Raw genomic sequence first — 25,158 nt, 5'->3', positions numbered from 1 at the left:
GGACGATGTGCGAAGTTCAGCCTGGTCGTGCTTCACGAGCGCGGAGGCGTGGCGAGAGGCAGCCTGGTGGACGCGAGCCCGGAACGGTGCAAAAAACACGACCTAGCCCCCTGAGCGGGAACACGGACGGGCCCCGGGAGACCGGGGCCCGTTTCGCGTCTTCCTGTTCCCTGGGGTGTGTCCGGCGGACACTCCCTAGCGCCTCGCCCTGCCCGTGGGGGCCAGGATGAACCCGAGCGCGATCATGCCCAGGCCCAGGCCCAGGTGCAGCCAGTTGTCGGCGGTGTCGAGCGGCACGAAGTTCGCCGCGCTGTCGAGGTCGATCACCAGGCCGTACAGCCACAGCACCAGGTAGATGGCACCGCCCCCGATGAAGAAGATCTTCGCCATCGACGCGGTGCGCGACATCGCCACTCCGGCCACGCCGAAGAGCAGGTGGACCAGGTTGTGCAGGATCGACACCTGGAAGATCCCGAGCAGCTGGGCCTCGGACTGGTGCCCGGCGAACTGCATCTGGTCGTAGTTCGTGGTCACGCCGGGGATGAATCCCATCAGGCCCACCAACAGGAAGACGATACCGACGATGAGTGCTGCGAGTCGGATCGGCTGCCTGGACAGGCTGGTCTCGCCCTGGGTCGGCATTCTCTCGGCCATGGTTACCTCCACCTCCACTGTGTTCACATCCTGCTCTTCCGCCCCCGTGACAACAGGGACGTGTCACGCCCCTACCCGGCGTGATGTGCGGCACGCCCTCTCGCTGTCCGGAGAACGGGATCAGCCGACGCGGTAGCGCTCGGCGTCGGACCCCCGGAGGGTGAGTCCGTGGCCCGGACGGTCGGGATCCGGCCGCAGGGCGCCCTCCCGGGGCGGATCTGCGCCGTCGAAGAAGAGGGTCTCGACACGTACGTGGTCGTGGAACCACTCCAGGTGGCGCAGGTTCGGCAGGGCCAGTGCCGCGTGGCGGTGCAGGTAGGGCGCGCAGTGCATCGACACCTCCAGGCCGTGCGCGGCCGCCACGGTCGCCGCGCGCCGCAGCTCCAGGACGCCGCCGCACCGGGTGACGTCGACCTGGAGGCAGTCCACCGCCCCGGCCGCGCACATCCGCTGGAAGTAGGCCAGGTCGAATCCGTACTCCCCGGCGGCCACGTCGGCCGGGACCGCGTCCCGGATCCGCCGGAGACCGTCGAGGTCGTCGGAGGAGACCGGCTCCTCCAGCCAGCGCACGTCCAGCTCACCCATCGGCCCGGCCATCCGGATCGCCTGCTTGGCCGTGTAGCCGCCGTTGGCGTCGGCGAAGAGCTCGGCCCCGGGCCCGATCGCCTCGCGGGCCAGGCGGAGCCGCTCCAGGTCGCGCCCCTCGCGGGTGCCCCACGACTCCCCGATCTTGATCTTGACCCGTCCGAAGCCCTGCTCGTGCACCCAGGTCGCCAACTGCTCGCGCAGCACGTCGTCGGGGTAGCTGGTCAGGCCGCCGCTGCCGTACAGCGGCGCGCTCTGGTGCACGGCGCCGAGCAACCGGTACAGGGGCAGGCCGAGCAGGCGTGCCTTGAGGTCCCACAGCGCGGTCTCGACCGCCGAGACGGCGTAGCCCACCGCGCCCGGCCTGCCCGCGTTGCGCACGGCGCGGACCATGGCGTCCAGGGCGGCGGGCACGTCCAGCACGGGACGGTCCCTGACGTGTTCGGCGAGCAGGTCGCGGACGACGGCGGCGCAGGCGGCGGGGCCGTAGGTCCACCCCAGCCCCTCGTGACCGCCCCCGCCCACCCGGACGAGCACCATCGTGGTGGAGTCCCAGGCGAGCGTGCCGTCCGCCGCGGGCCGGTCGGTGGGAACGGTGTAGACGGCCGCGTCCACGCTCGTGACGACCGGGTCGGACATCCCGTTCATGAGCGTCCCCGCTGCCCGGAGGACCCGCCGCTGGAGCGCCGTCCCGCGCGCTCCGCCTCCTCCTGGATCTCTTGCACGTCATAGGGGGGTACCTTGCGCGGAGCGGCGAAGCGGGTCGCGGCCCGTTCCGGGTGGTGGGACGGCAGGGCGTCCCGCATGGCGAGGTCCAGGGCCTCGGCGAGGTGGACGGCCCCGCGCCCGGTGTCGGCCTGTTCGATCTGGACGCGGCAGCTGAACCCGTCGGCCAGCAGGAGGGCGCCGGGGTCGGCGCCGCGCACCGCGGGCAGCAGCCCCGACTCGGCAATGGCCATGGACACCTCGTAGTGCCCCTCCTCGAAGCCGAAGTCGCCCGCCAGGCCGCAGCATCCGACGTCGAGGACGTCCACCTCGGCGTCCGTGCGTCCCAGCAGCTTCCTGTCCTCGTCGAAGCCCAGGACCGCGTGCTGGTGGCAGTGCCGCTGGGTGACGGCGGTACGGCCCAGCCGGGGAGGCTCCCAGTCGGGCGCGTACCGGTTGAGGAACTCCGAGAGGGTGAAGAACTGGGAGCGCAGCCTCTGGACGTCCTGGTCGTGCGGGAACATCTCGGGCGCGTCCGCGCGGAAGACGGCGGCGCACGAGGGCTCCAGGCCGACGACGGGGGTGCCCGCCCGGATGTCGTCGCGCAGCGTCGCGACGGTGCGCTCCAGTACCCGGCGTGCCACGCCCAGCTGACCGGTGGAGATCCAGGTCAGCCCGCAGCACAGGGTTCGCGGAGGCACCCTGACACGGAATCCCGCCGCCTCCAGGACACGGACCGCCGCCGCGCCGATCGCCGGGTGGAAGTTGTCGGTGAAGGTGTCCGGCCACAGGATCACCTCGCCGCGCTCGCCGTCCTTCGAGCCCCGCCTGCGCAGGGAGTCGCTGAAGCGGACCGGGGCGAACGCGGGCACCGGGCGCTCCCGGGCCACCCCGCCGAGCCGCTTGCCCGGGCCGGCGAGGAACGGGACGGCGCTCAGCGCGTTCACCAGCTCGGGCGCGAACGAGGCGGCCCGGGCCCACACGGGCAGCCATCCCAGGCTGTAGTGCGCGGCGGGTCGCAGCCTCCCGGCGTGGTGGTGGGCGAGGAACTCGGCCTTGTAGGTGGCCATGTCGACGTTGACGGGGCAGTCGGTCTTGCACCCCTTGCAGGACAGGCACAGGTCCAGGGCCCCGTTGACCTCCTCCGAGCGCCAGCCCTCCTGGATCACCTCCCCTTCGAGCATCTCGAAGAGGAGCCGGGACCGCCCGCGGGTGGAGTGCTCCTCCTCCCGTGTCACGCGGTAGCTGGGACACATGACACCGCCGCTGTCCTTGCGGCACTCGCCCACCCCCACGCAGCGCAGCACGGCCCTGTCGAAGCCGCCGTCGTCGTGCGGGTAGCCGAAGTAGGTGTCGGTTCGCGCGGGCTGGTAGTCGGTGCCGAGCCGCAGGTTCTCGTCGAGCCGGTACGGACCGCCGCCGTCCGGGGCGATGAGCTTGCCCGGGTTCATCCGGTCGTCCGGGTCGAAGATCCTCTTGACCTCGGCGAAGGCGGGCATCAGCTCCGGGCCGAACATCTTCGGCCACAGTTCGGCGCGCGACTGGCCGTCGCCGTGCTCGCCCGAGAGCGAGCCGCCGTAGGAGACCACCAGGTCGGCGGCGCGTTCGACGAACCGGCGGAAGTCGGCGATACCCGCTTGTGAACTCAGTTCGAAGGGGATGCGCGTGTGCAGGCAGCCGTGCCCGAAGTGCCCGTACATCGAGGAGCGGTCCGCGTATCCGAACTCATCCATCAGCTCGTGCAGGTCGCGCAGGTAGTCGCCGAAGCGGTCCGGCGGCACGGCGGAGTCCTCCCAGCCCTCCCAGGTGTCGGGCTCGGCCGGGACCCGGGCCGTGGCGCCCAGGCCGGCCTCGCGTACCTTCCACATCTCCGCGAGGCGGTCGGGATCGTCGAAGACACTGGTGTCCAGCACGTCGCCGGAGGCCCGCACGGCGTCGACGAAGTCCCGGGCCCGGCGGCCCGCCTCCTCCTGGTCGGCGCCGCCGAACTGCACCATCAGCCATCCCGAGCCCTCGGGCATCCGTGCCACCGCCGAGGGATTCAGGTGCTTGCGCCTCTCGTAGCCGATCAGCTTGTCGTCCAGCCCCTCCAGGGCGTAGGGCTCGTGCTCCAGGATCTGGGGTACGGCGTCGGCGGCGGCGAAGACGTCGGAGTAGCCGCACACCGCCATCGCCATGGCCGCGGGCTCGGTGACCAGGAGCACCTCGGCGCGCAGGACCGTCACCAGGGTGCTCTCGGAACCGACGAGCGCAGCGGCCAGGTCGAACCCGTTCTCGGGCAGGAGGGAGTCGAGGTTGTAGCCCGAGACGCGGCGGGGGATGTCGGGGAACCTGCGCCGGACGGCCGTGGCGTAGCGGTCCCGCACCTCCCGCAGTTCCCGGTAGATCTCGGCGCGGCGCCCGCCCTCGGCGACGACGCGCTCGTACTCCCCGTCCGACGTGGGACCCACCCACATCCGGCATCCGTCGTAGGTCAGCACCTCCAGCCGGACCACGTTGTCCACGGTCTTGCCGTAGGCCTGCGCGCTGGATCCGCAGGAGTTGTTGCCGATCATCCCGCCGATCGTGCAGTGGCTGTGGGTGGAGGGCTCCGGACCGAAGATCAACCTCTCCCGTACCTCGCGCGTCCGCTCGTTCAGGGCGTCCAGCACGATGCCCGGCTCCACGACGGCGGTACCCGCCTCGGGGTCGACGCTGAGGACGCGCGTGCAGTACTTGGACCAGTCGATCACGACCGCGACGTTGCTGCACTGCCCGGCCAGGCTCGTACCGCCGCCCCGGGACAGCACGGGCGCACCGTGCTCGCGGCACACCGCCACCGCCTCGGCTCCGGCCTCGACCGTCCGCGGCACGACGACCCCGATGGGGATCTGCCGGTAGTTGGAGGCGGCGGTCGAGTAGGTGGCGAGCGAGCCCCTGTCGAAGCGGACCTCCCCGTCCACCCGCGCGGTGAGGTCCCGCGACAGCGCGTCGGTGTCGACATCCGTCGGTGTGATGCCCCGCCGGGGGGAGGGTGCGGGCAGGTCCACGGCCATGTCAGTCGTCCGTTCCGTCGACGTGGTGCGGGTCCGTCGCACATGGGAGCGCGAGAGGCGCGGTCCCGCGACCACGGAGGCCGGGGACCGCACATCCGCCACTAACCAGCCGCGCACCCGGGCAAACGCCGCCGTCCCGCACATGGTGGCGAGTTGGCCAGCTGATGCCCCCGCGAGGTGAATGCGGGAGCGGTGGGCGGGGTAGTCGCGCCAACGAAGCGCCCCTGCGGCCGGAACACGCGGTGGGGGTGCTCCGCACGAAGCGGGAGGGACACCGCGGACGCGGTGTCGATCACGGTGTCGATCCCAGGAGGGAAGCGGTCATGGCGGAACTGGTAGCCGACTACATGCTGAAGCGTCTGAGGGAATGGGGGGTCGAACACGTCTTCTCCTACGCGGGCGACGGCATCAACGGTCTGCTCGCGGCGTGGGACAGGGCCGACAACAATCCGCGCTTCATCCAGTCCCGGCACGAGGAGCTGGCGGCCTTCGAGGCGACGGGGTACGCGAAGTTCTCCGGACGTGTGGGTGTGTGCGCGGCCACCTCGGGTCCGGGCGCCATCCACCTGCTGAACGGCCTCTACGACGCCAAGCTCGACCACGTGCCGATGGTGGCGATCATCGGGCAGACCGCGCGCAGCGCCATGGGCGGCTCCTACCAGCAGGAAGTCGACCTGATGTCCCTCTACAAGGACGTGGCCAGCGACTACCTCCAGATGGTCACCGTCCCCGAGCAGCTTCCCAACGTGCTGGACCGGGCGATGCGGACCGCCGCGAGCAGGCGCACGGTCACGGCGATCATCGTCCCGGCCGACGTCCAGGAGCTGGAGTACTCGCCGCCCGAGCACGAGTTCAAGATGGTGCCCTCCAGCCTCGGCATGCCCGCCCCGCAGTCGACCCCGTCCGCCGAGGGCCTGGCCAAGGCCGCCGAGATCCTCAACTCGGGCGAGCGCGTCGCGATGCTGGTCGGCCAGGGCGCCAGGGGAGCGGCGGACGAGGTCGTCGAGATGGCCGAGAAAGTCGGCGCCGGGGTGGCCAAGGCCCTGTTGGGCAAGGACGCGCTTCCCGACGACCTGCCCTTCGGAACCGGTTCGATCGGTCTGCTGGGCACCCGGCCCTCCTACGAGCTGATGCGGGACTGCGACACCCTGCTCGTCGTCGGTTCCAGCTTTCCCTACACCCAGTTCATGCCCGAGTTCGACCAGGCACGCGCCGTCCAGATCGACATCGACCCGACCATGATCGGCATGCGGTACCCGTTCGAGTGCAACCTGGTCGGCGACTCCGCGGAGACGCTGCGGCTGCTGCTGCCGCTCGTCGAGCGCAAGACCGACCGCTCGTGGCGGGAGAAGGTCGAGGACAACATCGAGCGCTGGGACGAGGTCATGGAGCGGCGCGCGCACGTGGACGCCGACCCGATCAACCCCGAGCGCGTCTTCCACGAGCTGTCGCCGATGCTGCCCGACGACGTGATCGTGACGGCGGACTCCGGCTCGGTGGCCAACTGGTACGCGCGGCACCTGAAGTTCCGCAAGGGCATGCGCGGGTCGCTGTCGGGCACGCTGGCCACGATGTGCCCCGGCGCCCCCTACGCCACGGGAGCGAAGTTCGCCCACCCGGACAGGCCCGTGATCGCGTTCGTCGGCGACGGCGCCATGCAGATGAGCGGCATCAACGAGCTGATCACCATCGGCCACTACGCGAAGGAGTGGGACAACCCGCAGGTCATCATCGCCGTGCTCAACAACGGCGACCTCAACCAGGTGACCTGGGAACTGCGCGCCATGGGCGACGCGCCCCAGTTCATCCCCTCGCAGCGGATCCCCGACTTCCCCTACGCCGGGTTCGCCGAGAGCATCGGGATGCTGGGGATCAAGGTCGACGACCCCAAGGACATCAAGGGGGCGTGGGAGCGGGCGCTGGCCGCGGACCGGCCCTGCGTGGTCGAGTTCGTCACGGACCCGACCATCCCGCCGATTCCGCCGCACGCGACGCTGGAGCAGATGGAGAGCGTGGCCAAGGCCCTGGCCAAGGGCGATCCGGAGGCGTGGGAGGTGGTCAAGCAGGGGGTCAAGTCCAAGGCGCAGGACTTCCTCCCGGACGGAAGGTGAAGGTTTGTCTCTGCCCATCGAGGAATACGCCTTCCTGGGGAACGTGGGGACGAGCGCCCTGGTCGGTTCCGACGGAAGCGTCGACTGGCTGTGCCTGCCCCGGTTCGACTCCGGCGCCTGTTTCTCAGCCCTGCTGGGGGACTCCGACAACGGCCGCTGGACCATGGCACCGGCGGGGGAGCACCGGCTGTCGGCGCGTCGGTACCGCCCCGACAGCCTGGTGCTGGAGACCGAGTTCCGGTGCGCGGACGGGGTGGTGCGGGTCGTCGACTGCATGCCCGTCAACGCGGGCCACGTCAGCCTGGTACGCCGGGTCGAGGGTGTGGAGGGCCGTGTGCGCATGCGGTCCGAGGCCGTGCTCCGCTTCGACTACGGATCGATCATCCCGTGGGTGCGCAAGTACGGACGGCGGCTGTACCTCGCCGCCGGTCCGGACAGCTGCTACCTGGACTCCGACGTGGAGTTCGAGGTCGTGGCCCCGTCGAGACCGGTCACGGAGTTCACGGTCGCGGCGGGGGACAGCGTGGACTTCAGTCTCACCTGGACCCCGCCGCGTGCGCCGGAGCCCGACCCCGTCAACGTCGGCACGCTCATCGAGCACACGGACGGGGTCTGGCGGGAGTGGGCGTCCAGGTGCAACTACGAGGGCGAGTACCGCGACGCGGTCGTCCGGTCGCTGATCACCCTCAAGGCCCTGACGCACTCGCCCGGCGGCGGCATGGTCGCCGCCGCCACCACCTCGCTGCCGGAGCACCTCGGCGGCGTGCGCAACTGGGACTACCGCTACTGCTGGATCCGCGACGCGACGCTGACACTGCTCACGCTCCTGGAGTCGGGGTACAAGAGGGAGGCGGCCGACTGGCGCGAGTGGCTGCTGCGCGCGGTCGCCGGGGAACCCTCGCAGATGCGGATCATGTACGGGCTCGAGGGGGAGCGCAGGCTGCCCGAGCTGGAGTTGGACTGGCTGTCCGGCTACGAGGGCTCCCGCCCCGTCCGGATCGGCAACGAGGCCGCTCAGCAGTGGCAGCTCGACGTCTACGGCGAGGTGATGGACGTCTTCCACCAGGCCAGGTCCCACGGGATCCCGCCGCGGGAGTCGGCCTGGCGGCTCCAACGCTCCCTGATGGACTTCCTGGAGTCGAACTGGTGTGAGCCCGACAACGGGATCTGGGAGATGCGCGGGCCCCGGCGGCACTTCACCCACTCCAAGATCATGGCGTGGACCGCCGTGGACCGCGCCATCAGCGGGGTCGAGAGGTTCGGCCTGGAGGGACCTCTGGACGACTGGAAGCGCCTGCGCCACGAGATCTTCGAGGACGTGTGCGAGAACGGGTACGACCCCGAGCGCCGGACCTTCACCCAGTACTACGGCTCCTCGACCCTGGACGCGTCGCTCCTGATGGCCGGCACCGTGGGGTTCCTCCCCGCCGACGACGAGCGCATGCGGGGGACCGTGGACGCCGTCCAGCGGCAGCTGTGCCGCGACGGACTGGTCCAGCGCTACTCCATGGACGGGAAGAGCGAGAAGGTGGACGCCCTTCCCCCCGGCGAGGGCGTGTTCCTGCCCTGCACGTTCTGGCTCGCGGACAACCTCGTCCTGCAGGGCCGCACCGACGAGGCCAGGGAGATCTTCGAGCACCTCCTGTCCCTGCGCAACGACGTGGGGCTGCTGTCGGAGGAGTACGACACCAACACCCGGAGGCTGATCGGCAACTTCCCCCAGGCGCTGTCCCACATCGCCCTGGTCAACACCGCCTACGAGCTTGACCGGGACCGCAGCGGCCCGGCGCAGCAGCGGGCGAGGTCCGGGAGCGGGTGACCGGGGCCGCCACCGGCCGACAAGTCGACAGGGCGACAAGGCGAGGGGGCGACAGGTCGGGAAGCCGACCTGTCGCCCCCGAGTCCGTCCGTCCTACTTCGAGGGGGTCGGCTCGGTGCTCTCCGCGTGCAGGTCGACGCCCTTGGGCTCCTTGACCAGTGAGACGCCGACGAAGGAGATCGCGGCGGCCACGATGATGTAGACGCCGATCGACCACGAGTTCCCGGTCTCGGTGAGCAGGAGCTCGGCGATCATGGGCGCGAAGGCGCCGCCGAGGATCGCGCCGAGGGCGTAGCCGATGGACACGCCGGAGTAGCGGACCTCGGCCGGGAACATCTCCGCGTACAGGGCCGACTGGGGGCCGTAGCTCAGGCCGAGGGTCAGCGTGAAGACGAAGAGGCCCGTGAAGTACATGTAGATGTTGCCGGTGTCGACCATGAACCACATCGGCACGGACCAGGCGGCCAGCAGCAAGTAGCCGAGCTGGAACGTCTTCACCCGGCCGAGCTTGTCGCTCAGGATGCCGCCGTACAGCGTGGAGATGAGCCAGCCGAACGAGGCGAGGGTGGTCGCCAGGAGCACGGGACCGCGCTCCATGCCGAGGCCGAACTCCTCGACCGGCCGGGAGGCGTAGGTCGCCAGGTAGGCGATGACGAGGTACCCGGCCGCGTTGTTGGCGATGAAGATCAGCGCGGAGAGGACGACCTCACGGCTGTTCTTCCTGAACAGCTGGCCCAGGGGCGCGGAGGACTGGGCCTTGCGCTTCTGCATCTGCTTGAAGACCGGGGACTCCTCCACGGACTTGCGGATGAGGTGGCCGATGATGATCAGCAGGAAGGACAGGAGGAAGGGGATGCGCCAGCCCCACTCCATGAACGCCTCCGGACCGATGGCGGCGTTGATCACCCAGACGACGAAGGTCGCGATGATCATGCCGCAGGGGACGCCGATCTGCGGGTAGGCGCCGAAGAAGCCGCGCTTGCCGACCGGCGCGTGCTCCACCGACATCAGTGCGGCGCCGCCCCACTCGCCGCCCGCGGAGAAGCCCTGGAGGATGCGCAGGACGATCAGGAGGACGGGTGCCGCCACGCCGATCTGGGCGTAGGTGGGCAGCACACCGATCAGGCAGGTGGCGAGGCCCATCATGACGAGGGTCGCGACGAGCACCCGCTTGCGGCCGAACCTGTCACCGAGGGCACCGGCGACGATCGCTCCGAGGGGCCGGAAGAGGAAGGAGATGCCGATGGTCGCGAAGGACAGGACCTGGGCCATCGCCGGACTGGCGTCGGACAGTGGTGCCAGGAACAGGGGGGCGAGCACCAGGCCAGCGGCCTGGGCGTAGATGAAGAAGTCGTACCACTCGATGGTGGTGCCGACCATGGTGCCCGCGAGGACGCGGCGACGCTCCCGGGTTTCGATAGCGCCGACCGGCTCTGCGGCCGTTGGGTCGGAAGTTGCCATTGGTGCTCCGTATGTTCTCTGCCGACCGGGGGTCGGGGGTCCGCTCGCAGGCTCCTGGCCGTGGTGGCCACGACGGTGTGGGCACTCTCGTCCCCTTGCGCATGACAGGAGGGGAATGCGGCACATCGTTCCGAGCCTCAGGACACCATGCCATGTGACTCAGTCCACTTTCTACACCGGGTTCCGTTTTTTGCAGCTCGGCGACCCTGTCCTGACCGAACGGTCGGTTGGGTTCTGGGTACTGTCGGTGTTCCGCGGTCCCTGACCAGCCGTGGCCGGCACCGGAGCGGACCACATGTCCGCACGTAGACGAGTCGACATGCCGACGAGTCGGTTTCGCCTGGAAACGACGAAGGGGGCCAGGACACGATCGTGTCCTGGCCCCCTGGTGCCACGGGGACGCGCCTCTCGCGCGCCCCCGTGACCGGGTACGTCTAGCGGCGCGGGCGGCGCCTGCCCCGCGGGGCGGAGCCGAAGGAGCGGGAGCGCTCCTTGGGCTCGGAGGGGAGAACGGCCGGAACGCCGGAGGGCGTACGCGCGCCGGTCACCCGTGCCAGCTCGGGGTCCTCGGCGCTGACGCGCAGGGTGTGGGCGTCGATGCGGGCGTGATCCATCATCCGCACCATCCCACGCCGCTCGTGGGGCAGGACGAGCGTGACCACGTTGCCCGAGGCGCCGGCACGGGCCGTACGCCCGCCCCGGTGCAGGTAGTCCTTGTGGTCGGCGGGGGGATCGATGTTGACCACCAGGTCGAGACCGTCCACGTGGATGCCGCGGGCGGCCACGTTGGTCGCGATCAGCGCGGTGACCGTCCCGTCCTTGAACTGCTGGAGGGTGCGCGTGCGCTGCGGCTGCGACCGTCCGCCGTGCAGGATGGCGGCCCTCACACCGTTGGCGAGCAGGTGCTTGGCCATGGAGTCCACGGCGCGCTTGGTGTCCAGGAACATGAGCACCTGGCCGTCCCGGGCCGCGATGTGCGTCACGGTGTCCCGCTTCTCGGCGGGCGTCACATGGAGGATGTGGTGCTCCATGGTGGAGACCGCGCCCTCCGAGGGGTCCACGGAGTGGACGACCGGGTCGTGGAGGAAGCGCCGGACCAGGGTGTCGACGTTGCGGTCCAGCGTCGCGGAGAAGAGCATGCGCTGCCCGTCCGCGGGGATCTGCTGGAGAATCGCGGTGACCTGGGGCATGAACCCCATGTCGGTCATCTGGTCGGCCTCGTCCAGCACGGTGGTGCCCACCTGGTCCAGACGGCAGTCGCCCCGCTCCACCAGGTCGCGCAGGCGCCCCGGGGTGGCCACGACCAGCTCCGTGCCCCGTCGCAGGGACTGGGCCTGACGGGACAGGGACATGCCCCCGACCACGGTCGTCACACGGATCCGGACCGAACGCGCGTAGGGGGTGAGGGCTTCGGTGACCTGCTGGGCGAGCTCACGTGTCGGTGCGAGCACCAGCGCGAGCGGGTGCCCCGCCTGTGCGGTCCGCCCCTCCAGGCGTGCGAGCAGGGGCAGGCCGAAGGCCAGTGTCTTTCCCGAACCGGTCTGGCTGCGTCCCAGGACGTCACGTCCCGCGAGCGAGTTCGGAAGGGTCTCGGCCTGGATGGCCGAGGGGGAGCTCAGTCCCTGGCGCTGCAGTACCTCGAGCAGCCGCGCGGGCAGGTCCAGCTCGGAGAAGCTGCTGACCGGGGGCAGACCCGGGGTCGTGGACACCGGGGGAGCGAACTCCTGGTTGAAGGAGGACGGCCGGGAGGGCCGGGGGGAGGAGCCACGGCGGTTACCGGGGCGACCGGCGCCGGGGCGGCCGGTGTGCGTTTCACGGTTATGCCCTTTTCGGGAACCGCTGGGTGCACGCATGTAAAACCTTTCGCGGGCAGCGCCCGACGCGTGGTGAGCCCTGTTCGGGCCCTGAGGACGCGTGTGACGCACCAAGAAGACGGTGGTCCACGGCCCGCATGCAGAAGACGCGGCGGGTCGCGGAAGGCTGGTGCCAGTCGAAACGAACGACGGCCAGAGACCAAGCCAAAGCAAAAGCAAAAGAACCGGACGGGGTCCTGCTCGCGAAGAGCGGTCCCCGTCCGACGGAACGGAACTCTCTAGATCACCGAGATGTTCTCGGCCTGGAGGCCCTTCGGCCCCTGCGTGGCCTGGAACTGCACGGCCTGACCCTCGGAGAGCTCACGGTAGCCGGAGGACTCGATGTTGGAGTAGTGGGCGAAGACGTCGGCGCCGCCGCCGTCCTGCTCGATGAAGCCGAAGCCCTTTTCGCTGTTGAACCACTTGACGGTACCAGTAGTCATAATGACTTTCCTCACATCTGTATGGAAAATCCCGCACCGTGCGGGTTTTCCAACGCCACTGCGATGATTTCCCGAGTGGTGATAACGATGGAGAAGGTCTGACCACGAAGTCGACCGACACAAAAGTCAAGCGGGAACCACAACTGCAACTCGATTGAACTTATCACAGGAATCCCCTCCCAGGCAGCACACGCACCACACTGTGTCGGACGACACTCGCCCGGTTCCCCGGCCCGGAACAGACCGGATGCGTAACTCCCCTTGGCGAACGCTTTCCCTGGTGGCCGCGGTCCCACCCCCCGACCAGCCCGCCCCGGCCGAACGGCCGCACCGGGCGGACCGCCACCGCAGACAAGGGAGATCCGATGAACACGACACGGCACGGGACCGGCGTCCCCGCGTCCGAGACGACGACCACCTCCGCCGACCGCGCGGGGACCTCGCCCGGGGCCCTGGCCCGGCCCTGGCCGGTCCTGTCCCGGGGCGACCAGGGGCAGCTCGTGAAGGCGGCGTCCGAACTGCTGCAGTCCTACGGCTACCTGCCCGAGCAGGGACTCGGCAACGTCTTCTTCGACGAGGCCATGGCGGAGACCGTCGCCGCCTACCAGAAAGCCCATGACCTGCCGGTCAACTCCACGCTCGACGCCGAGACCTGGAACCAGGTGCGCGACGACTTCGGCACGGTCGGCCGGGGCGAGCGCGACGCCGACAAGGTCGGCGCGGTCCAGGTGCTCCTGAGCCACAACGGCCACCAGGTCGAGGTGGACGGCCTGTTCGGCGAAAGGACCGAGGGCGCCGTGGTCGCCTTCCAGCGGAAGACCAACGGACTCGTCGTCGACGGCGTCGTCGGGCTGATCACCTTCCGCGCCCTGGTCACCGGAGGCGTGTGACGGACACGGGCGCGTCGCAAGGAGGCGCCTTCCTGGCCCGGGGCGTGGAATCCGAGCGAGTCGTGGGCACCTGCCAGGGCGTCGAACAGCAGGCGCGAGTTGGTGCCCACGGCCCCGCCCGGGCCCGCGGGGCCGGTGGTCACCGGTACCGCCGGAGGGGGAGCAGCCTCGAACGGGGCCGGGCCGGGGCGTTGGGACAGCAGGGCCGTCTTGGGCGGTGCGGGTTCCAGGCCGAGGTCGAGGACGCCTCACCGGCCCGTCTTCGAGTACCTCGCGCGCCTGCTGCAGGAGGATCCCGGGTCCGGTCCCGGTGCGGGCCGGTCCCAGGTGCGCGATGATGCGCTGTCCGCGGCCACCGACGTACTCGGCGACCTGCACGGCGGTGGCCCCGGAGGCCGTTCGTATCCGCCCGATGAACGCCACGGATCTGGGCCTACCGGCCGATCAGTGCGTGAAGACCGGCCTGCTCTGGACCATCGTTCCTGTTCAGCAGGGTGTGACCATCGCAGGATCGACACCGTGGTCGAGCTCAGGACCGGACCGTTCGCCTCCGGGGTGGTGGTGAGGTCCTCCAACAGCTCGGACTCCGGCTCATCAAGGCGGCGGTGCGGGCGTGCAGGGGTGGGACCGGGGTGCCCAGGGCTCGCCAGAACCCCATCGAACACAGACGCGACGGGCTTTCCGGTGCGTGATGACGCGGTCGCTCACGGTGCCGTCGCGGGTGTGCCGCCCGGGGAGGGGGTGCTGTCGGCGGGGCCGCCGCCGGGCTCCCAGGCGGGGGCGTCGGGATGGCCGTCGGGGTGCAGGTGGGCCATCAGCCCCCGGAACCGCACCCAGGAGTCGTGCTCCACCCCGGTGCCCACCTGGTACCAGAACGCGGGTGTCAGCGGCGGCCCGAACGGCAGCGGGCGCACGGGGGCGCCCAGCGCGCGATCGGTGCCGATGACGGCCACCGCCTCCTGGCCCAGGGCCATGCCCACCGGCAGTGGCAGGCCCGCCCAGTGGGGCGCGTAGGTGAGGTCGGCGCGGCCGCCCACCCGCCGCACCGTCATGGTCCGCAGCACGTCCCGCTCGGTCAGCTCCCTGACCAGCGAGGGCAGTACCGACAGGTCGGGTTCGGTGCCCTCGGGGTACCCGACGGAGAACGTGATCGCCTCACGTACCCCGAACGAGGTGCGGCTCACCCGCACCGTGCCCGCGAACGGGCGCACGCCGTCCTCGCGCGCGCCCTCGGGCGGACCGGAGAACGCCACCCAGGTCTGTCCGGGGGCGCGGTTGCGCACGGTCCGGGTGAACACGGCCCGCCTCCACTCCTGGGGGAGGGGTTCCGCGGTGCCCCACACTGCGGGCGGGCCGCCGCCCAGGCGCTCGGCGAGCAGTTCCACGGAGTGGCCCAGGACCAGGCCGTTGTCGGCGGGGTGCTCCACGTTGAGGTCCACGTGCAGTTGGCGGCCGCGGTCGGCGTCGTCAGCGCGGAACGCCTCCGGCGGGCCGTCGGCCTGGGCGTCCCCGTCCGCGGTGAAGGCCTCGCGCTCGTCCCAGCGCAGCGGAACGCCGGAGAAGCCGTCGTAGTAGGAGCCCTCGGGGGTCTGGACCACCCAGCGGGCGGCGGGGGACATCAGGAAGGAGCGCAGGGCGTGGGTGATGCGCGAGGTCGAGGGGGTGACGACTTGGAGGCGCAGGCCCCGGCGGCCGTGGCGGGCCAGGGCGTCCACGATCCAGGGGGACAGCGGGACCAGGGGGCGGTCCTGCACCACGACGGCGGCCTGCTCGGTGAGAGCGGTGACCGCGGGGTGGTCGGTGGCGCCCTCCAGGAACGGATCGCGGCGGTCCAGTCCGGGGGCGGGCTCCCACACCGAGCCGCCCAGGCGCTCAGCGAGGCGGCGGGTGAAGCGTCCGACCACCCCGGCGGTGTCGGCGTCGGGGAGGTCCGCGCCGCGGGCCTCCACCCAGTACGGCTGGGCGGGCAGGTCGTCGGCGATGCCGTCGGCGAGCAGGCGCTCGGCCTCGGCGGACAGGGCCAGCTTCTGGGCGGCCTGCATGGCGGCGACCACCCGGCCGTCCCCGTCGACCAACTCCACCAGGGCGCCGTCGGCGGCCAGGGACACCCGCAGGTCGCGCCCGGCCGCGGCGAGCGCGTCGATGAGGGCGCGGCGGTCGGGGGCGTCGGCCAGCAGGGCGACCGCGTCGTGGCTCAAGGGGTCTCCTCAACACAGGGGGGCGGGCGGGGACGTGGCACCGGGTGGGATACGCGGAGCTTCCGGAAGGTTCACGTTCATGTGTTCCCGGAGCGGCCGCGGCGATGCCCGCGGAGGCGGGGGCGTCGCGGAACCCGCTCCGGACGGACCTCCGGGGCACCCGGCCCCGGAGGGGGCGGACGTCGCTCCGGTCCGTGTCGCCACAGGTCAACAGGTGTTCCCTGAAACCCTTTCACACAGGCGGTTTTCTTTCGTCCACAGGTGGTGAAACCATCAACGCGGACGGAACATCACATACCTGTGTCCGCGCCCCGAGAGCGGACGACGGACGAGAGGGCACAGAACCGCCGCCGGAGGAACCACCATGAAGTTCGAGCTGGTCGAACCCCCCGACTGGGAGGATCCGCCGCAGGCCGCTCACGACGAGCAGGAGCCGCCCCATGCCGCCGGACCGGTCCGCGCGGCGGCCGGGCACGCCCGCGACCGCTTCCGCGTGGAAGCCGGCGCGCTCCAGGCCGTCCTGGGCCGCATGTGGCAGGTCATCTCCTCCGCGCAGGACAGGGAGTCGGCCCTGCCGGCCACCTGGGCCGTGGCCCCGGGGAACTTCCGACCGGGGGCCTTCTCCTCCCGCGATGCCTGACCCGCGCTCCGCCACCCCGTCCGCGCCCTTCCGAAACGACCCGCACCCCAGGACCGATGGGTCCGGACCACGCCGGCCGCACGCCGACCGGCGCACACGTGAAAGGAGCAGTCCGTGTCGCAGTGGAACATCCAGCCCGCGGCCGTGGGCGGTGTCCTCCAGGCCGTCGCCGGCCACCTCGGCGAGGAGGGCAGCGGCGAAGGCCTGGTCGGCGTCATGGAGAGCGTCGAAGAACACCTGGTGGACAGCGGCGAGTACGCCAAGAGCGGTGTCGTCGGCATGGCCTTGGGCGAGTTCGCCGAGCACTACTTCGAGATCATGGGCGGTATCGCGGGCCTGACCATGGCCGCCGTCACCGGGGCCAGCGAGGCCACCACCCACTACATGAACGGCAACCTCGAGATGGCGGAGGAGGCCCAGGGCAACGCGGGAGTGGTTCCCGAGCCGGAGCCGCCGCCCCCGTACGGTCCCAACCAGGCCGTCTGACGCCGGCCCCCGGTGGCCGCCGACGGCCGCCCCGACGCCTCCGACGTGAAGGGATCACGATGAGCACCACCACCGCGGTCAGCGACCTCGCCGTCCGCATCCACGCGATCGACTGGGAGAGCGACCTGGAGCACACGCGGTCGCGGGTCGCGCTGATGCGCGAGTACCTGCGCCGCTCGGCCCTGTGGACGCGTGCCCTGGGTACCAAGGGGTGGCCGTTCTACGACATCGCGGAGTTCGCGGCGCCGGGCGTGCGCGCCGCGGACGAGGTGGTCGAAGGCGTGGTGGAGAGCCCGGTGATCATCGAGCAGTACCCGACGGTGGGCAAGAGCTGCGTGTGGGCGCTGCACCTGGCGGCGGCCCGCGACGCCGGGGTGTCCCTGCCGGACCTGCCAGACCCCTTCGAACCGCTGGTCCGCATGTACGAGCGCGGCGGTGGCTTCTCCCTGTCGACCACCGGCACGATCGACATCGACGCGGCGGGCCTGTACCGGGGCACGCTCCCCGACCACCTCGGGGACGAGCCCAGGGCCCCCGAGACCGAGGCCGGACTCAACGCTCTCGACGGCGCCGGCGGCTGACCCTCCCCGGTGGCGTGCGCCCGGCGCACGGCACCGCCACCGAACCCTCTCCCCTCCCTCCCGCCGGTGCCAGCCCCCACCGGCCCGCCCGGGCCCGCTCCGCCCGACCCCCGCCGGACCGGGACGCGGCGCCGCCCCACGCAGACACGTACGGAACCCGGGAAGCACCGCGGCCCCGCACATCCCGCGAACTTCCCCCGGCACTGGTAACGGTGGTCCCCCTTGTCCGACCTGATCGATCCGAGCGGCTTTCCCGTCCCCGAGACCCTCACGTACGCCCTCGACGCGGTGGCCGCGAAGCTGAAGACCGACGGCACCGACCTCACCGACAACACCGCCGACATCACCGGCGCGTGGGGCGGGTTGGAGGGCATCTACACCGCCCCCGAGGACCAGGACCTCTTCAATGTCCTCAACCCGCTCACCGGCGACGCCGAGGACGTGTCCAGCGCGCTGTCCAGCACCTCCGAAGCGCTCATCGACTTCGCCGAGAAGGTCCGCGACATCAAGGCGCGCTGGACCACCCTCAAGACCGACTCCTACGAGTTCCTCAGAAGCATCGACTACGGGAACAAGGAGGGCTGGGACGAGGGCAGCGGCATCTTCTGGTGGAAGGAGGAGAGCGAGAACGTCACCAAGCACAACGACCTCCTCGACCGGGCCACGGGCCTGATGCACGAGTTCGAGGAGGCGGAGCGGACCTGCGCCAACGCCATCACCGGGCTGTTCGGCGGCACCACGTTCATCGCCCAGAAGGCCGACGGGTCGGTCACGGCGGGCGACGGCCAGTTCGTGTACGGGTTCGACGCGCCCCTCGAGGGCGTCACCATGGAGTGGGGGGCGCCGCAGGCGACCGACCACGCCTGGTACAACGACGTCGGCGACGCCGTCGGCGACTTCTTCGTGGGCATCGCCGAGGACGTCGGCGGGATGGTCGGCGCGCACGGCCCGAACGGGTGGTTCTCCGGGAACTGGGGCGACAACCTCTGGGACTACTGGGGCGGCACCGTCGAGGGCCTGGGCGCGCTGGTGGGCGTCGGCAAGGACGAGAACGGCGAGTGGGGCTTCTCCCTGGAGACCGCGGGCAACGCCTGGAAGGAGGCGGCCCACGCGGTCGTGCCGTGGGAGGAGTGGGGCGAGCGGCCCTGGTACGTCATCGGCACGGCGGCCCTCAACATCGGCGCGACGGTGGGCGGCGCGCTGCTCACCGCCACCGGTGTGGGCGCGGTCGTCGGCGTACCGCTCATGGTCTGGCGCGGCGCCAACATCGTCAACGCGGTCGGCGGCAGCCGCACCCCGGACGTGCCGGACCTTTCGGAGTTCCCCGGCGGCATCGACCCGTCGGTGCTGGCCCGGGTGCCCCGGTTCGGCGACGGGTCCATCACCCCGGTGGACCTGAGCGACCTGGCCGACCTGGACATCAGCCCCGCGGACCTCGGGCGGATGACCGAGGCGCTGGAGCGGCTCAACGCCTCCAGCACACCGGACCTCCCGGACGGGGGCGACGGGCGGCGCACCAGGGGCGGCGACTCCAACGGGGGCACGGGGACCGACATCGAGCCCATCGGGGACGCGAGGTCAGCGCCGCGCGGGACGACGAACACGGACCCGGAGCCGGAGAACAACAACCGCCGGAACGGAGACCCGGACTCCGAGGAGACCATCGACCCGACCGCCGACCAGCTCGAGGCGGGCGAGGACTTCCTGGACGGCGTGGACCCGGAGTCGCGCCGCGACCTGGCGGAGGGACTGGACGGGGAGCAGGACCGCTGGGTCACCTCCCAAGTACCGGACGACGCGTCCTCGCTCAACGACACGCCGGCAGACCGCTTCGAGGCCGACGACGAGAGGGTCGAGGTCGACAGCGCGGACCGTGAGATCGACGCCCGCAACGACAACACGGTCGACAACAGCGTGGGCGGCACCACGGGGCCGGACAGCCCGCGGGGCGGCACGACCGTGGTGGACGCGGAGACCGGGCCGGGGCGGGGCGGCAACGGCGGGTTCGACGGGGCGGATCGCAACAACCAGGGCTCGGACGGCGGCGGCCTGCCGGAGCGTCCGGACGGGGACCTCTCCCCGGACGGCGACCTCACCCCGGACCGCACCGACGGCCCGAACGGCGAGCGCCCGGAGCACGTCCAGCGGGTCGGCGGGTCCGAGGGCGACAACAACCCCGTGTCCAACCTGGACGAGGGGCCTGGCTTCTTCGACAGCCAGGGCGAACACATCGACGTGGGGCACCGGGACGAGACCGGCACCTACTTCGACGACGAGGGCAACCGGTACATCGACGTGCCGGAGAGCGCCGAGGCCCTGGGTCGCTACAACGAGATCCGCGCCAACGACGGCGACGTCGACCGCATCTCCGAGAACACCGGTTTCCACTCGGACGTCCTCAACGAGATCAAGCAGCACCTGTTCTTCCGCGAGCACCCGGACATCCCGGTCCCGCCGGACGGGACGACCCAGCGCAGCGGCCGGTTCGCTCCCATGGACCACATCGCCGACCTGTGGCGCAAGGCCGAGGCGGGAACCCTGGACGCCTCGGAGGCGAGCCACTTCCGCCGCCTGGTCATGCACGAGTACGTTGAGGCCCGGCTGATGGACGAGGGCGTCCCGTACCGTTCGCGCGATCCGCAGCTCTGGAGCGACGACACCTACTCGCCGGACTCGAACAGGAACGGCGCGCACGACGTCGCGCCCCGGGAGGGCGGCCCCAACGCCTTCAACCTGTGGGAGAAGTGGGGCATCCCCTCACCCGACCCGGACTTCCGGATCTCCGACGACCTGTCCAACCTGGACGGATACGTCGATTCGGCGCTGGACTGGTGGCGCGACCGCAACCCCTACGACGGCGCGGCGAACCGGCCCTCCTTCGAGCACACCCAGAGGATCGACGCGGGGGACCCGCGTTTTCCCGGAGAGAACCAGCGGTTCGGAACAGGGACGGACAGGGGCGAGGTCCGCCTGGATCCCGACACCCTTTACCGGGTGGAGGGCAGGGGCGTCTTCATCACCGACTCCGACGGCAGGATCGCCCACGTCGAGACCCGGGCCGGGTCGGACACCAGGGGCAACCCCGAACTCGTCTACCCCAGGCCGAACGCCACGTACTACGTCGACAACCCCCGGTCGGGCGGGCAGCTCATCTATGAGACCGACGCCAAGTCGAGGACGGTCTCCATCGAAGGCGAGCTCAGGCCGGGGAGGGAGTCGCGGAACAACGAGCAGACCCCCATCGGCCATGAGGGCGGGAACTACTTCGACGAGTACAACGCGCGCGACGACGCGGAATACGTCTATGACAGTTCTTCCTGGCAGGGCGGGCATGTCATCGCGAGCAACTTCTTCGCCGGCCCCGGGGAGCGCATCAACATCATCCCCATGCTCCGATCCCTGAACCACCCCGGGGGGAGTGCGACCTTCGCCGACAACTGGGGGCGCCTCGAATACCTCTGGCACGGGATCCTCTCGGGGAGCGACGGGAACCTGGGCAGGGCGTACAGCACCGCTCACGCGGAGAACCACCCGGGCGGAAAGCCGGCGCTCGTCGACCAGTGGCGCAACCTCGCGGGCGACAAGCCCTCGATTACGTTCCGGGTGGAAGTCGAATACGATGACTCGCTTCCGGATTTCGACCGGGCAGAATTCCAGGCGAGGCAGGACAATCTCAACAGCTATGCGGGGCAGTACGACAGAAACCGCCCCGAGGAAATGAATGACCTGGGAGCTCCGCCTTCGGAAATCGTGGTAGACTGGTCGCTTAATGGTGTGGACCAGGCGAGGCTGAATTACGACAACCATCCCACGCGGACTCCAAGGAATTAGTGGAAGGAAGTTCGATGGATCTTGCCCAGCAGCAGGAGCTGGTGCGCGGCATGGCCCTTGAGCTGGTCGAGGCCGCCCCAAGCGGTTGGACCTCGATGAATTACAGGTATGACTACATCGGGGGCGTTGCGGCGAGCGAGAACCTCGTAACTTTCGAGAACGGAGAGACAGAGAGGAAGCGCCACCCGCGCTCTGTCGACAAGAAGGCCAAGTTCCTCAAGGGTGAGATGTACCAGGAGGGCAAGGGGGCCTGGCTCGCCATGTCGATTTCGGTGACCAGGCCGGGAAAGTTCAACGCGGAATTCCATTATGACAAGGAACTGGGGGTCCACCCCATTTCCCCGTCGCCGGAAAGCTATGTCTTCGAGCTGGGGAAATTCCCCCGGGACGACGACGCGATCTCCGACTGGCTCAGGGAGAAGATCGGCCAGGCGCAGGGCTAAGCGCCCATCCAGAAGTTCTGCGCGTAGCCCCGTGGCATGTACCGCACGAAACACCCGCACCACGGAACCGGCCACGCTCTCACGGCGCTGGGGCTCCGAGGTCGGTCACGGACGAACTGATGCGGCACACACGAACCGGATGGGTACGCGCGTAAGCCGACAGGGCCAGCGACAGTTTCGCTTCCATGGCGCGGTCGGGGCGGTACGACCACAGGAAGTCGAGAAAGGACCGGTCTGCACGAGCCCGTCCTTCCAACAGTACGAGCGCGTCCGGACCGTGCTCGCGTTCGAGGCCACGTGCTGTGAACTCGTCCGGCTTCTCCACCAGACCCACCATGAACCCACGGTCACAGACGATCACCCCTCGGCTCGGCGCCTCTGCCCGGTTGTACGGGCGCGCGATCACCGACGTACCTCTGCCCGTGCTGCGTAGGCGCGAGAAGGGGTGGTCTTCGGGATAGAGGTTGTCGGCATAGGCCACGTAGAGCTCGTGTGGGCGGCCGAGAGCGGTGTCGGCGTTGAGGACCGAGGTGATGTCGCTGTACGGGCCCTGCTGTGGGGTGAAGCGCAGATCGATGTCCGGCCAACGAGGGACACGGGCGCAGGCTCGTGCGGCCGCCCGGTCGTAGCCGCGCTCATCGGTCAGAGCCCGGCTGGCCCAGGAGAGGATGAAGTCCTCGTAGTAGGGGTGGTGGACCATCGTGGCCCTCACCCTGCCCATTCGGGCGATCTCATCCATGAGGTGAACGATTCCTGGAATTCCTCGCACGGGAAAGAATTCCTTGGGGAGATAACGGGACCATTCGGAACGTCGTGTTCCCAACCCTCCAGCAGCGATCACGACATCGGTTCGCTCTTGGCTCTCGGTCGGCCCCATGGCCTCATTGCGTTCGCTAGGGTGCCGGTATGGACACACGAGTGACAGGCCTCCTTGTCGAGGACGGGAAAGTACTGCTCTTGGACCAGGACACCGACGGCCCGCGCAGGTGGAGCTTGCCAGGTGGACGGGTGGAGGAGGGCGAATCGCTCGGTGACGCCCTGGTTCGCGAGATGCGCGAGGAGACAGGGATCGAGGTCGAGGTTGGGCGCCTGTTGTATCTGTGCGACCACATCGTCTCGGAAAAGGATTTGCACGTCGTGCACATCACCTTTGAGGTTCGCCGTACGGGTGGTTCTCTGGGGGATATCTCGGAAGGACTCGACTCGCGGCCGATCCGAGGAGTGGAATTCGTGAAGACCGGGGACCTTCCCCACCTCGGATTCAGCGACCGCTTCGCGCGTTTGGTCGAGGACGGATTTCCCGGGGCCGGTTCCTACATGGGGCCCAAGTCAGCGATCGGTCTGTGACAGGACGCTGATCAACTTCCGGTCAGGGTCAGCCAAACGGTCGTGGCCTCCGAGCCCGGTCACCCATGTGCGTAGTCGATCCGCGATGTCCTCCAGGGGGCGGCCAGCCCCGGACGCCCGATCACGAACCAAACGGACACCCACCCCGCGTGAGGCACCCAGTAGGTGCCGGGACCGTAGGCGGCGCACCTCCTCTCGGGTGCCCGGGGTGTTCCACGCCGCTCCATGTAGGTAGCGGGTCACCGGTGCCCACGACGGCTCTCCCCGTGGGCCGTCCGCACACCAGACCTGAAGGTTGCCGACCCGATGGTGCACCGTGTTCGGACCCGATCCGGGTTCGGCGACGGGGGCCGCGTCCCCTAAGGCGTAGTCGATGTTGCTGGCCTTGGCTCCTTCCGAGAGAGCGTCCATCTCAGCCCGACTCGGCAACCGTGCGCCCGCGGAGAGCGCGTAGGCGGCCGCACCGATCCAGGTGACCCAGTAGGCGGGATAGTGCTCGAATCCGGGACTGACACGCCACCCTCCTTCGGTGAGGTGCAGTCGGCCACCGCGCTCGTACGGCATGTCGATCGCCAGGAGGTTCACCCCGTGGATGGTGTTGTCCGCCCCGGCACCGGCAAGCCCGTTGAGCAGCGCACACATCTCGGAGTTCGACACCAGAGTGTTGCGCCAGCGAACCCCCTTCGGCGGAGCCTCGACGTACGCGGGGGGTGGCGGTGGTGAAAGGGGAGGGACTGCCGTTCGTGGGCGCCTGGATCCGCGTGTTGAGGAGTCCACGCGTCGGTAGCGGTCCCCCCCCCCCGCCAGCCAACGGACGGCGAGCTCGGCCGTTTGCGGCGCGAGCACTTCACGCAGCAGAGCGGTGCCGCGTTCGGTCTCGGCGTTGACCAGCTCGTCCTCTCCCGGGCTCAGGCACACCGCGAGCTCATGTTTGGCACGGTTGGTGGCAAAGGTACTGTCCACCTCGGGTTGTCCCGTTTCAGAGCGGGCCGGCATCGTTCGCACTGCTTCGGGTAGCAACCGTGTGATCGGACGCATGGCGGTTTCCCGGTCGAGAACGGCGGACTCGTAGGAGATGTGTGCGTGGTCGCGACCTGACAGGGCCTCGGCGAGCAGAGCCGTGTTCAGGGTGACCGGCGAGTCAGCGCGACGGATGCGACAGGGCTGTCATCGGGGACCAGGTTGGCCCACCGGTCGTGACCAGTTTCGTGGGTCATGGCGACGACCCTGCGGTAAACGGAGTCGTACTCCCATCGCCTCCAGAGATCCCCTTGAGCGAACGAACTCGCCACTCCCAACGGTGATCGGGAGAGCACGAGCACAGGCGACTCGGAGAAGAGGTCCAGGAACCTTTCGGCGGCGAAGTAGAGGTTGGTCTCCTTGATCACGTGGGTGCCACCCAGGTACTTGCCGAGGACGAAGGCGTCCACCCAGTGAGCCACGATCGGCGCGAGCGGCGCAGCCTCATCGGGGTTCGACGACGAAGTCAGGGGCGCGTACGGGTGCTCCGCTCCGAGTTGTTGCCGGAAGGGCTCGTTGTGCTGGATCGTCGCGTGCCGCAGAACGTCCAGAGTCCAGTTCGATCCCACACGTTCCGATGTGCCGAGCAGGAGTATCGGCGGGCGTTCGGGGAGCACAGCAGTGTCCTCCAGGGGAGATGCGGTCACCGAGTCGCGGTGATCGTGTGCTTGCAGTACTTGCAGGTGGCCGTGGCTGTACGGCCGTACCGGACCGGGGATTGGTCCGGGATGTAGTCGTGTCCTTCAGGGCTGGTGCACCGGGTTGCCCCGTCCATAACCCCGCTCCTCACCGCACGCGGCAGGCGTGCCGATATGTCTACGAAGCCATCCGGGTGACGGAGATCGGTTCGAGACGTGCGTGGGGTGAGGACCCGCCCCTCCTGCGCATACGCACCTCGTGGGCGCGGTAGTAGTTCCGGACGATGTCCGCGGGAGGGTTCACGGCCGCCGGCTGGACGATGGGTGCCCATCCGGATGGCCGGTTGCGAACCAGGGGGACCAGCGCGGCGGGGACCGCGTCCAGGGGAGGCCGCGGGGCCGGAATCAACGGTCCGGG

18 protein-coding genes are annotated in these 25,158 nt (G+C 69.9%); 9 read left to right on the top strand and 9 right to left on the bottom strand.

What is annotated here, in order from left to right:
* Window positions 1–195: 195 nt before the first annotated feature.
* The 3 genes from FYX01_RS02995 to FYX01_RS02985 all read right to left on the bottom strand — a co-directional run bounded on the left by FYX01_RS02995 (window position 196) and on the right by FYX01_RS02985 (window position 4,979).
* Window positions 196–654 (bottom strand): DUF4383 domain-containing protein, encoded by a 459-nt coding sequence (locus FYX01_RS02995; RefSeq protein WP_150237232.1) that lies wholly within the window; start codon window positions 652–654, stop codon window positions 196–198.
* Between the two features lie 120 nt (window positions 655–774).
* Window positions 775–1,887, bottom strand: coding sequence for an enolase C-terminal domain-like protein (locus FYX01_RS02990; RefSeq protein ID WP_150237230.1), 1,113 nt, complete (start codon window positions 1,885–1,887; stop codon window positions 775–777).
* Entirely contained in the window at window positions 1,884–4,979 is a 3,096-nt protein-coding gene (locus FYX01_RS02985; RefSeq protein ID WP_150237228.1) for an FAD-binding and (Fe-S)-binding domain-containing protein, read from the bottom strand. Before FYX01_RS02985 ends, FYX01_RS02990 begins: the two co-directional genes overlap by 4 nt.
* A 323-nt stretch (window positions 4,980–5,302) precedes the next feature.
* On the opposite strand from FYX01_RS02985, the gene FYX01_RS02980 reads away from it, so the two are divergent.
* Together FYX01_RS02980 and FYX01_RS02975 are read left to right on the top strand one after the other, a co-directional pair.
* A complete protein-coding gene (locus tag FYX01_RS02980) occupies window positions 5,303–7,090 on the top strand; it encodes a thiamine pyrophosphate-requiring protein (protein ID WP_150237226.1) in 1,788 nt (595 codons plus the stop codon).
* A 4-nt stretch (window positions 7,091–7,094) separates the two neighbouring features.
* Window positions 7,095–8,909: a glycoside hydrolase family 15 protein gene (locus tag FYX01_RS02975; protein WP_150237224.1), complete on the top strand. Its 1,815-nt coding sequence runs from the start codon at window positions 7,095–7,097 to the stop codon at window positions 8,907–8,909.
* A 93-nt stretch (window positions 8,910–9,002) separates the two neighbouring features.
* Here FYX01_RS02975 and FYX01_RS02970 read toward each other — a convergent pair whose 3' ends face one another.
* From FYX01_RS02970 to FYX01_RS02960, 3 genes are all read right to left on the bottom strand, one after another.
* On the bottom strand, window positions 9,003–10,370 hold the full coding sequence (locus FYX01_RS02970; protein WP_150237222.1) for an MFS transporter: 1,368 nt from the start codon (window positions 10,368–10,370) through the stop codon (window positions 9,003–9,005).
* Window positions 10,371–10,804: 434 nt separating this feature from the next.
* Window positions 10,805–12,079, bottom strand: coding sequence for a DEAD/DEAH box helicase (locus FYX01_RS02965; RefSeq protein WP_449406778.1), 1,275 nt, complete (start codon window positions 12,077–12,079; stop codon window positions 10,805–10,807).
* Between the two features lie 383 nt (window positions 12,080–12,462).
* Complete coding sequence (locus FYX01_RS02960) at window positions 12,463–12,666, bottom strand: cold-shock protein (protein ID WP_077692575.1); 204 nt, start codon at window positions 12,664–12,666, stop codon at window positions 12,463–12,465.
* Between the two features lie 365 nt (window positions 12,667–13,031).
* Between FYX01_RS02960 and FYX01_RS26485 the strand changes: the two genes are divergently transcribed.
* A complete protein-coding gene (locus tag FYX01_RS26485; RefSeq protein WP_223830282.1) occupies window positions 13,032–13,556 on the top strand; it encodes a peptidoglycan-binding domain-containing protein in 525 nt (174 codons plus the stop codon).
* A 704-nt stretch (window positions 13,557–14,260) separates the two neighbouring features.
* Here FYX01_RS26485 and FYX01_RS02950 read toward each other — a convergent pair.
* Entirely contained in the window at window positions 14,261–15,754 is a 1,494-nt protein-coding gene (locus FYX01_RS02950) for a DUF6177 family protein (protein ID WP_223830281.1), read from the bottom strand.
* Between the two features lie 364 nt (window positions 15,755–16,118).
* On the opposite strand from FYX01_RS02950, the gene FYX01_RS02945 reads away from it, so the two are divergent.
* The 5 genes from FYX01_RS02945 (at window position 16,119) to FYX01_RS02925 (ending at window position 21,735) form a co-directional block, all read left to right on the top strand.
* The gene (locus FYX01_RS02945; protein ID WP_150237219.1) at window positions 16,119–16,394 is read left to right on the top strand and encodes a hypothetical protein; all 276 of its coding nucleotides are present in this window, start codon (window positions 16,119–16,121) and stop codon (window positions 16,392–16,394) included.
* A gap of 114 nt (window positions 16,395–16,508) precedes the next feature.
* The gene (locus FYX01_RS02940; RefSeq protein ID WP_150237217.1) at window positions 16,509–16,880 is read left to right on the top strand and encodes a DUF6507 family protein; all 372 of its coding nucleotides are present in this window, start codon (window positions 16,509–16,511) and stop codon (window positions 16,878–16,880) included.
* A 59-nt stretch (window positions 16,881–16,939) separates the two neighbouring features.
* On the top strand, window positions 16,940–17,461 hold the full coding sequence (locus FYX01_RS02935; RefSeq protein ID WP_150237215.1) for a hypothetical protein: 522 nt from the start codon (window positions 16,940–16,942) through the stop codon (window positions 17,459–17,461).
* 222 nt (window positions 17,462–17,683) lie between these two features.
* On the top strand, window positions 17,684–21,292 hold the full coding sequence (locus FYX01_RS02930) for a DNA/RNA non-specific endonuclease (RefSeq protein WP_150237213.1): 3,609 nt from the start codon (window positions 17,684–17,686) through the stop codon (window positions 21,290–21,292).
* Window positions 21,293–21,306: 14 nt separating this feature from the next.
* Window positions 21,307–21,735 (top strand): antitoxin YezG family protein, encoded by a 429-nt coding sequence (locus tag FYX01_RS02925; RefSeq protein ID WP_150237211.1) that lies wholly within the window; start codon window positions 21,307–21,309, stop codon window positions 21,733–21,735.
* 79 nt (window positions 21,736–21,814) lie between these two features.
* Here FYX01_RS02925 and FYX01_RS02920 read toward each other — a convergent pair whose 3' ends face one another.
* A complete protein-coding gene (locus FYX01_RS02920) occupies window positions 21,815–22,474 on the bottom strand; it encodes a transcriptional regulator (RefSeq protein ID WP_150237209.1) in 660 nt (219 codons plus the stop codon).
* 167 nt (window positions 22,475–22,641) lie between these two features.
* On the opposite strand from FYX01_RS02920, the gene FYX01_RS02915 reads away from it, so the two are divergent.
* Window positions 22,642–23,082: an NUDIX domain-containing protein gene (locus tag FYX01_RS02915; RefSeq protein ID WP_223830280.1), complete on the top strand. Its 441-nt coding sequence runs from the start codon at window positions 22,642–22,644 to the stop codon at window positions 23,080–23,082.
* Between the two features lie 1,124 nt (window positions 23,083–24,206).
* Here FYX01_RS02915 and FYX01_RS26480 read toward each other — a convergent pair.
* Window positions 24,207–24,719 (bottom strand): hypothetical protein, encoded by a 513-nt coding sequence (locus tag FYX01_RS26480; protein ID WP_223830279.1) that lies wholly within the window; start codon window positions 24,717–24,719, stop codon window positions 24,207–24,209.
* Window positions 24,720–25,158 lie beyond the last annotated feature (439 nt).

This window comes from Nocardiopsis quinghaiensis (assembly GCF_008638365.1).
GTDB classification, from domain to species: Bacteria; Actinomycetota; Actinomycetes; order Streptosporangiales; family Streptosporangiaceae; genus Nocardiopsis; species Nocardiopsis quinghaiensis.
This window is presented reverse-complemented; position numbering and strand designations above follow the sequence as displayed.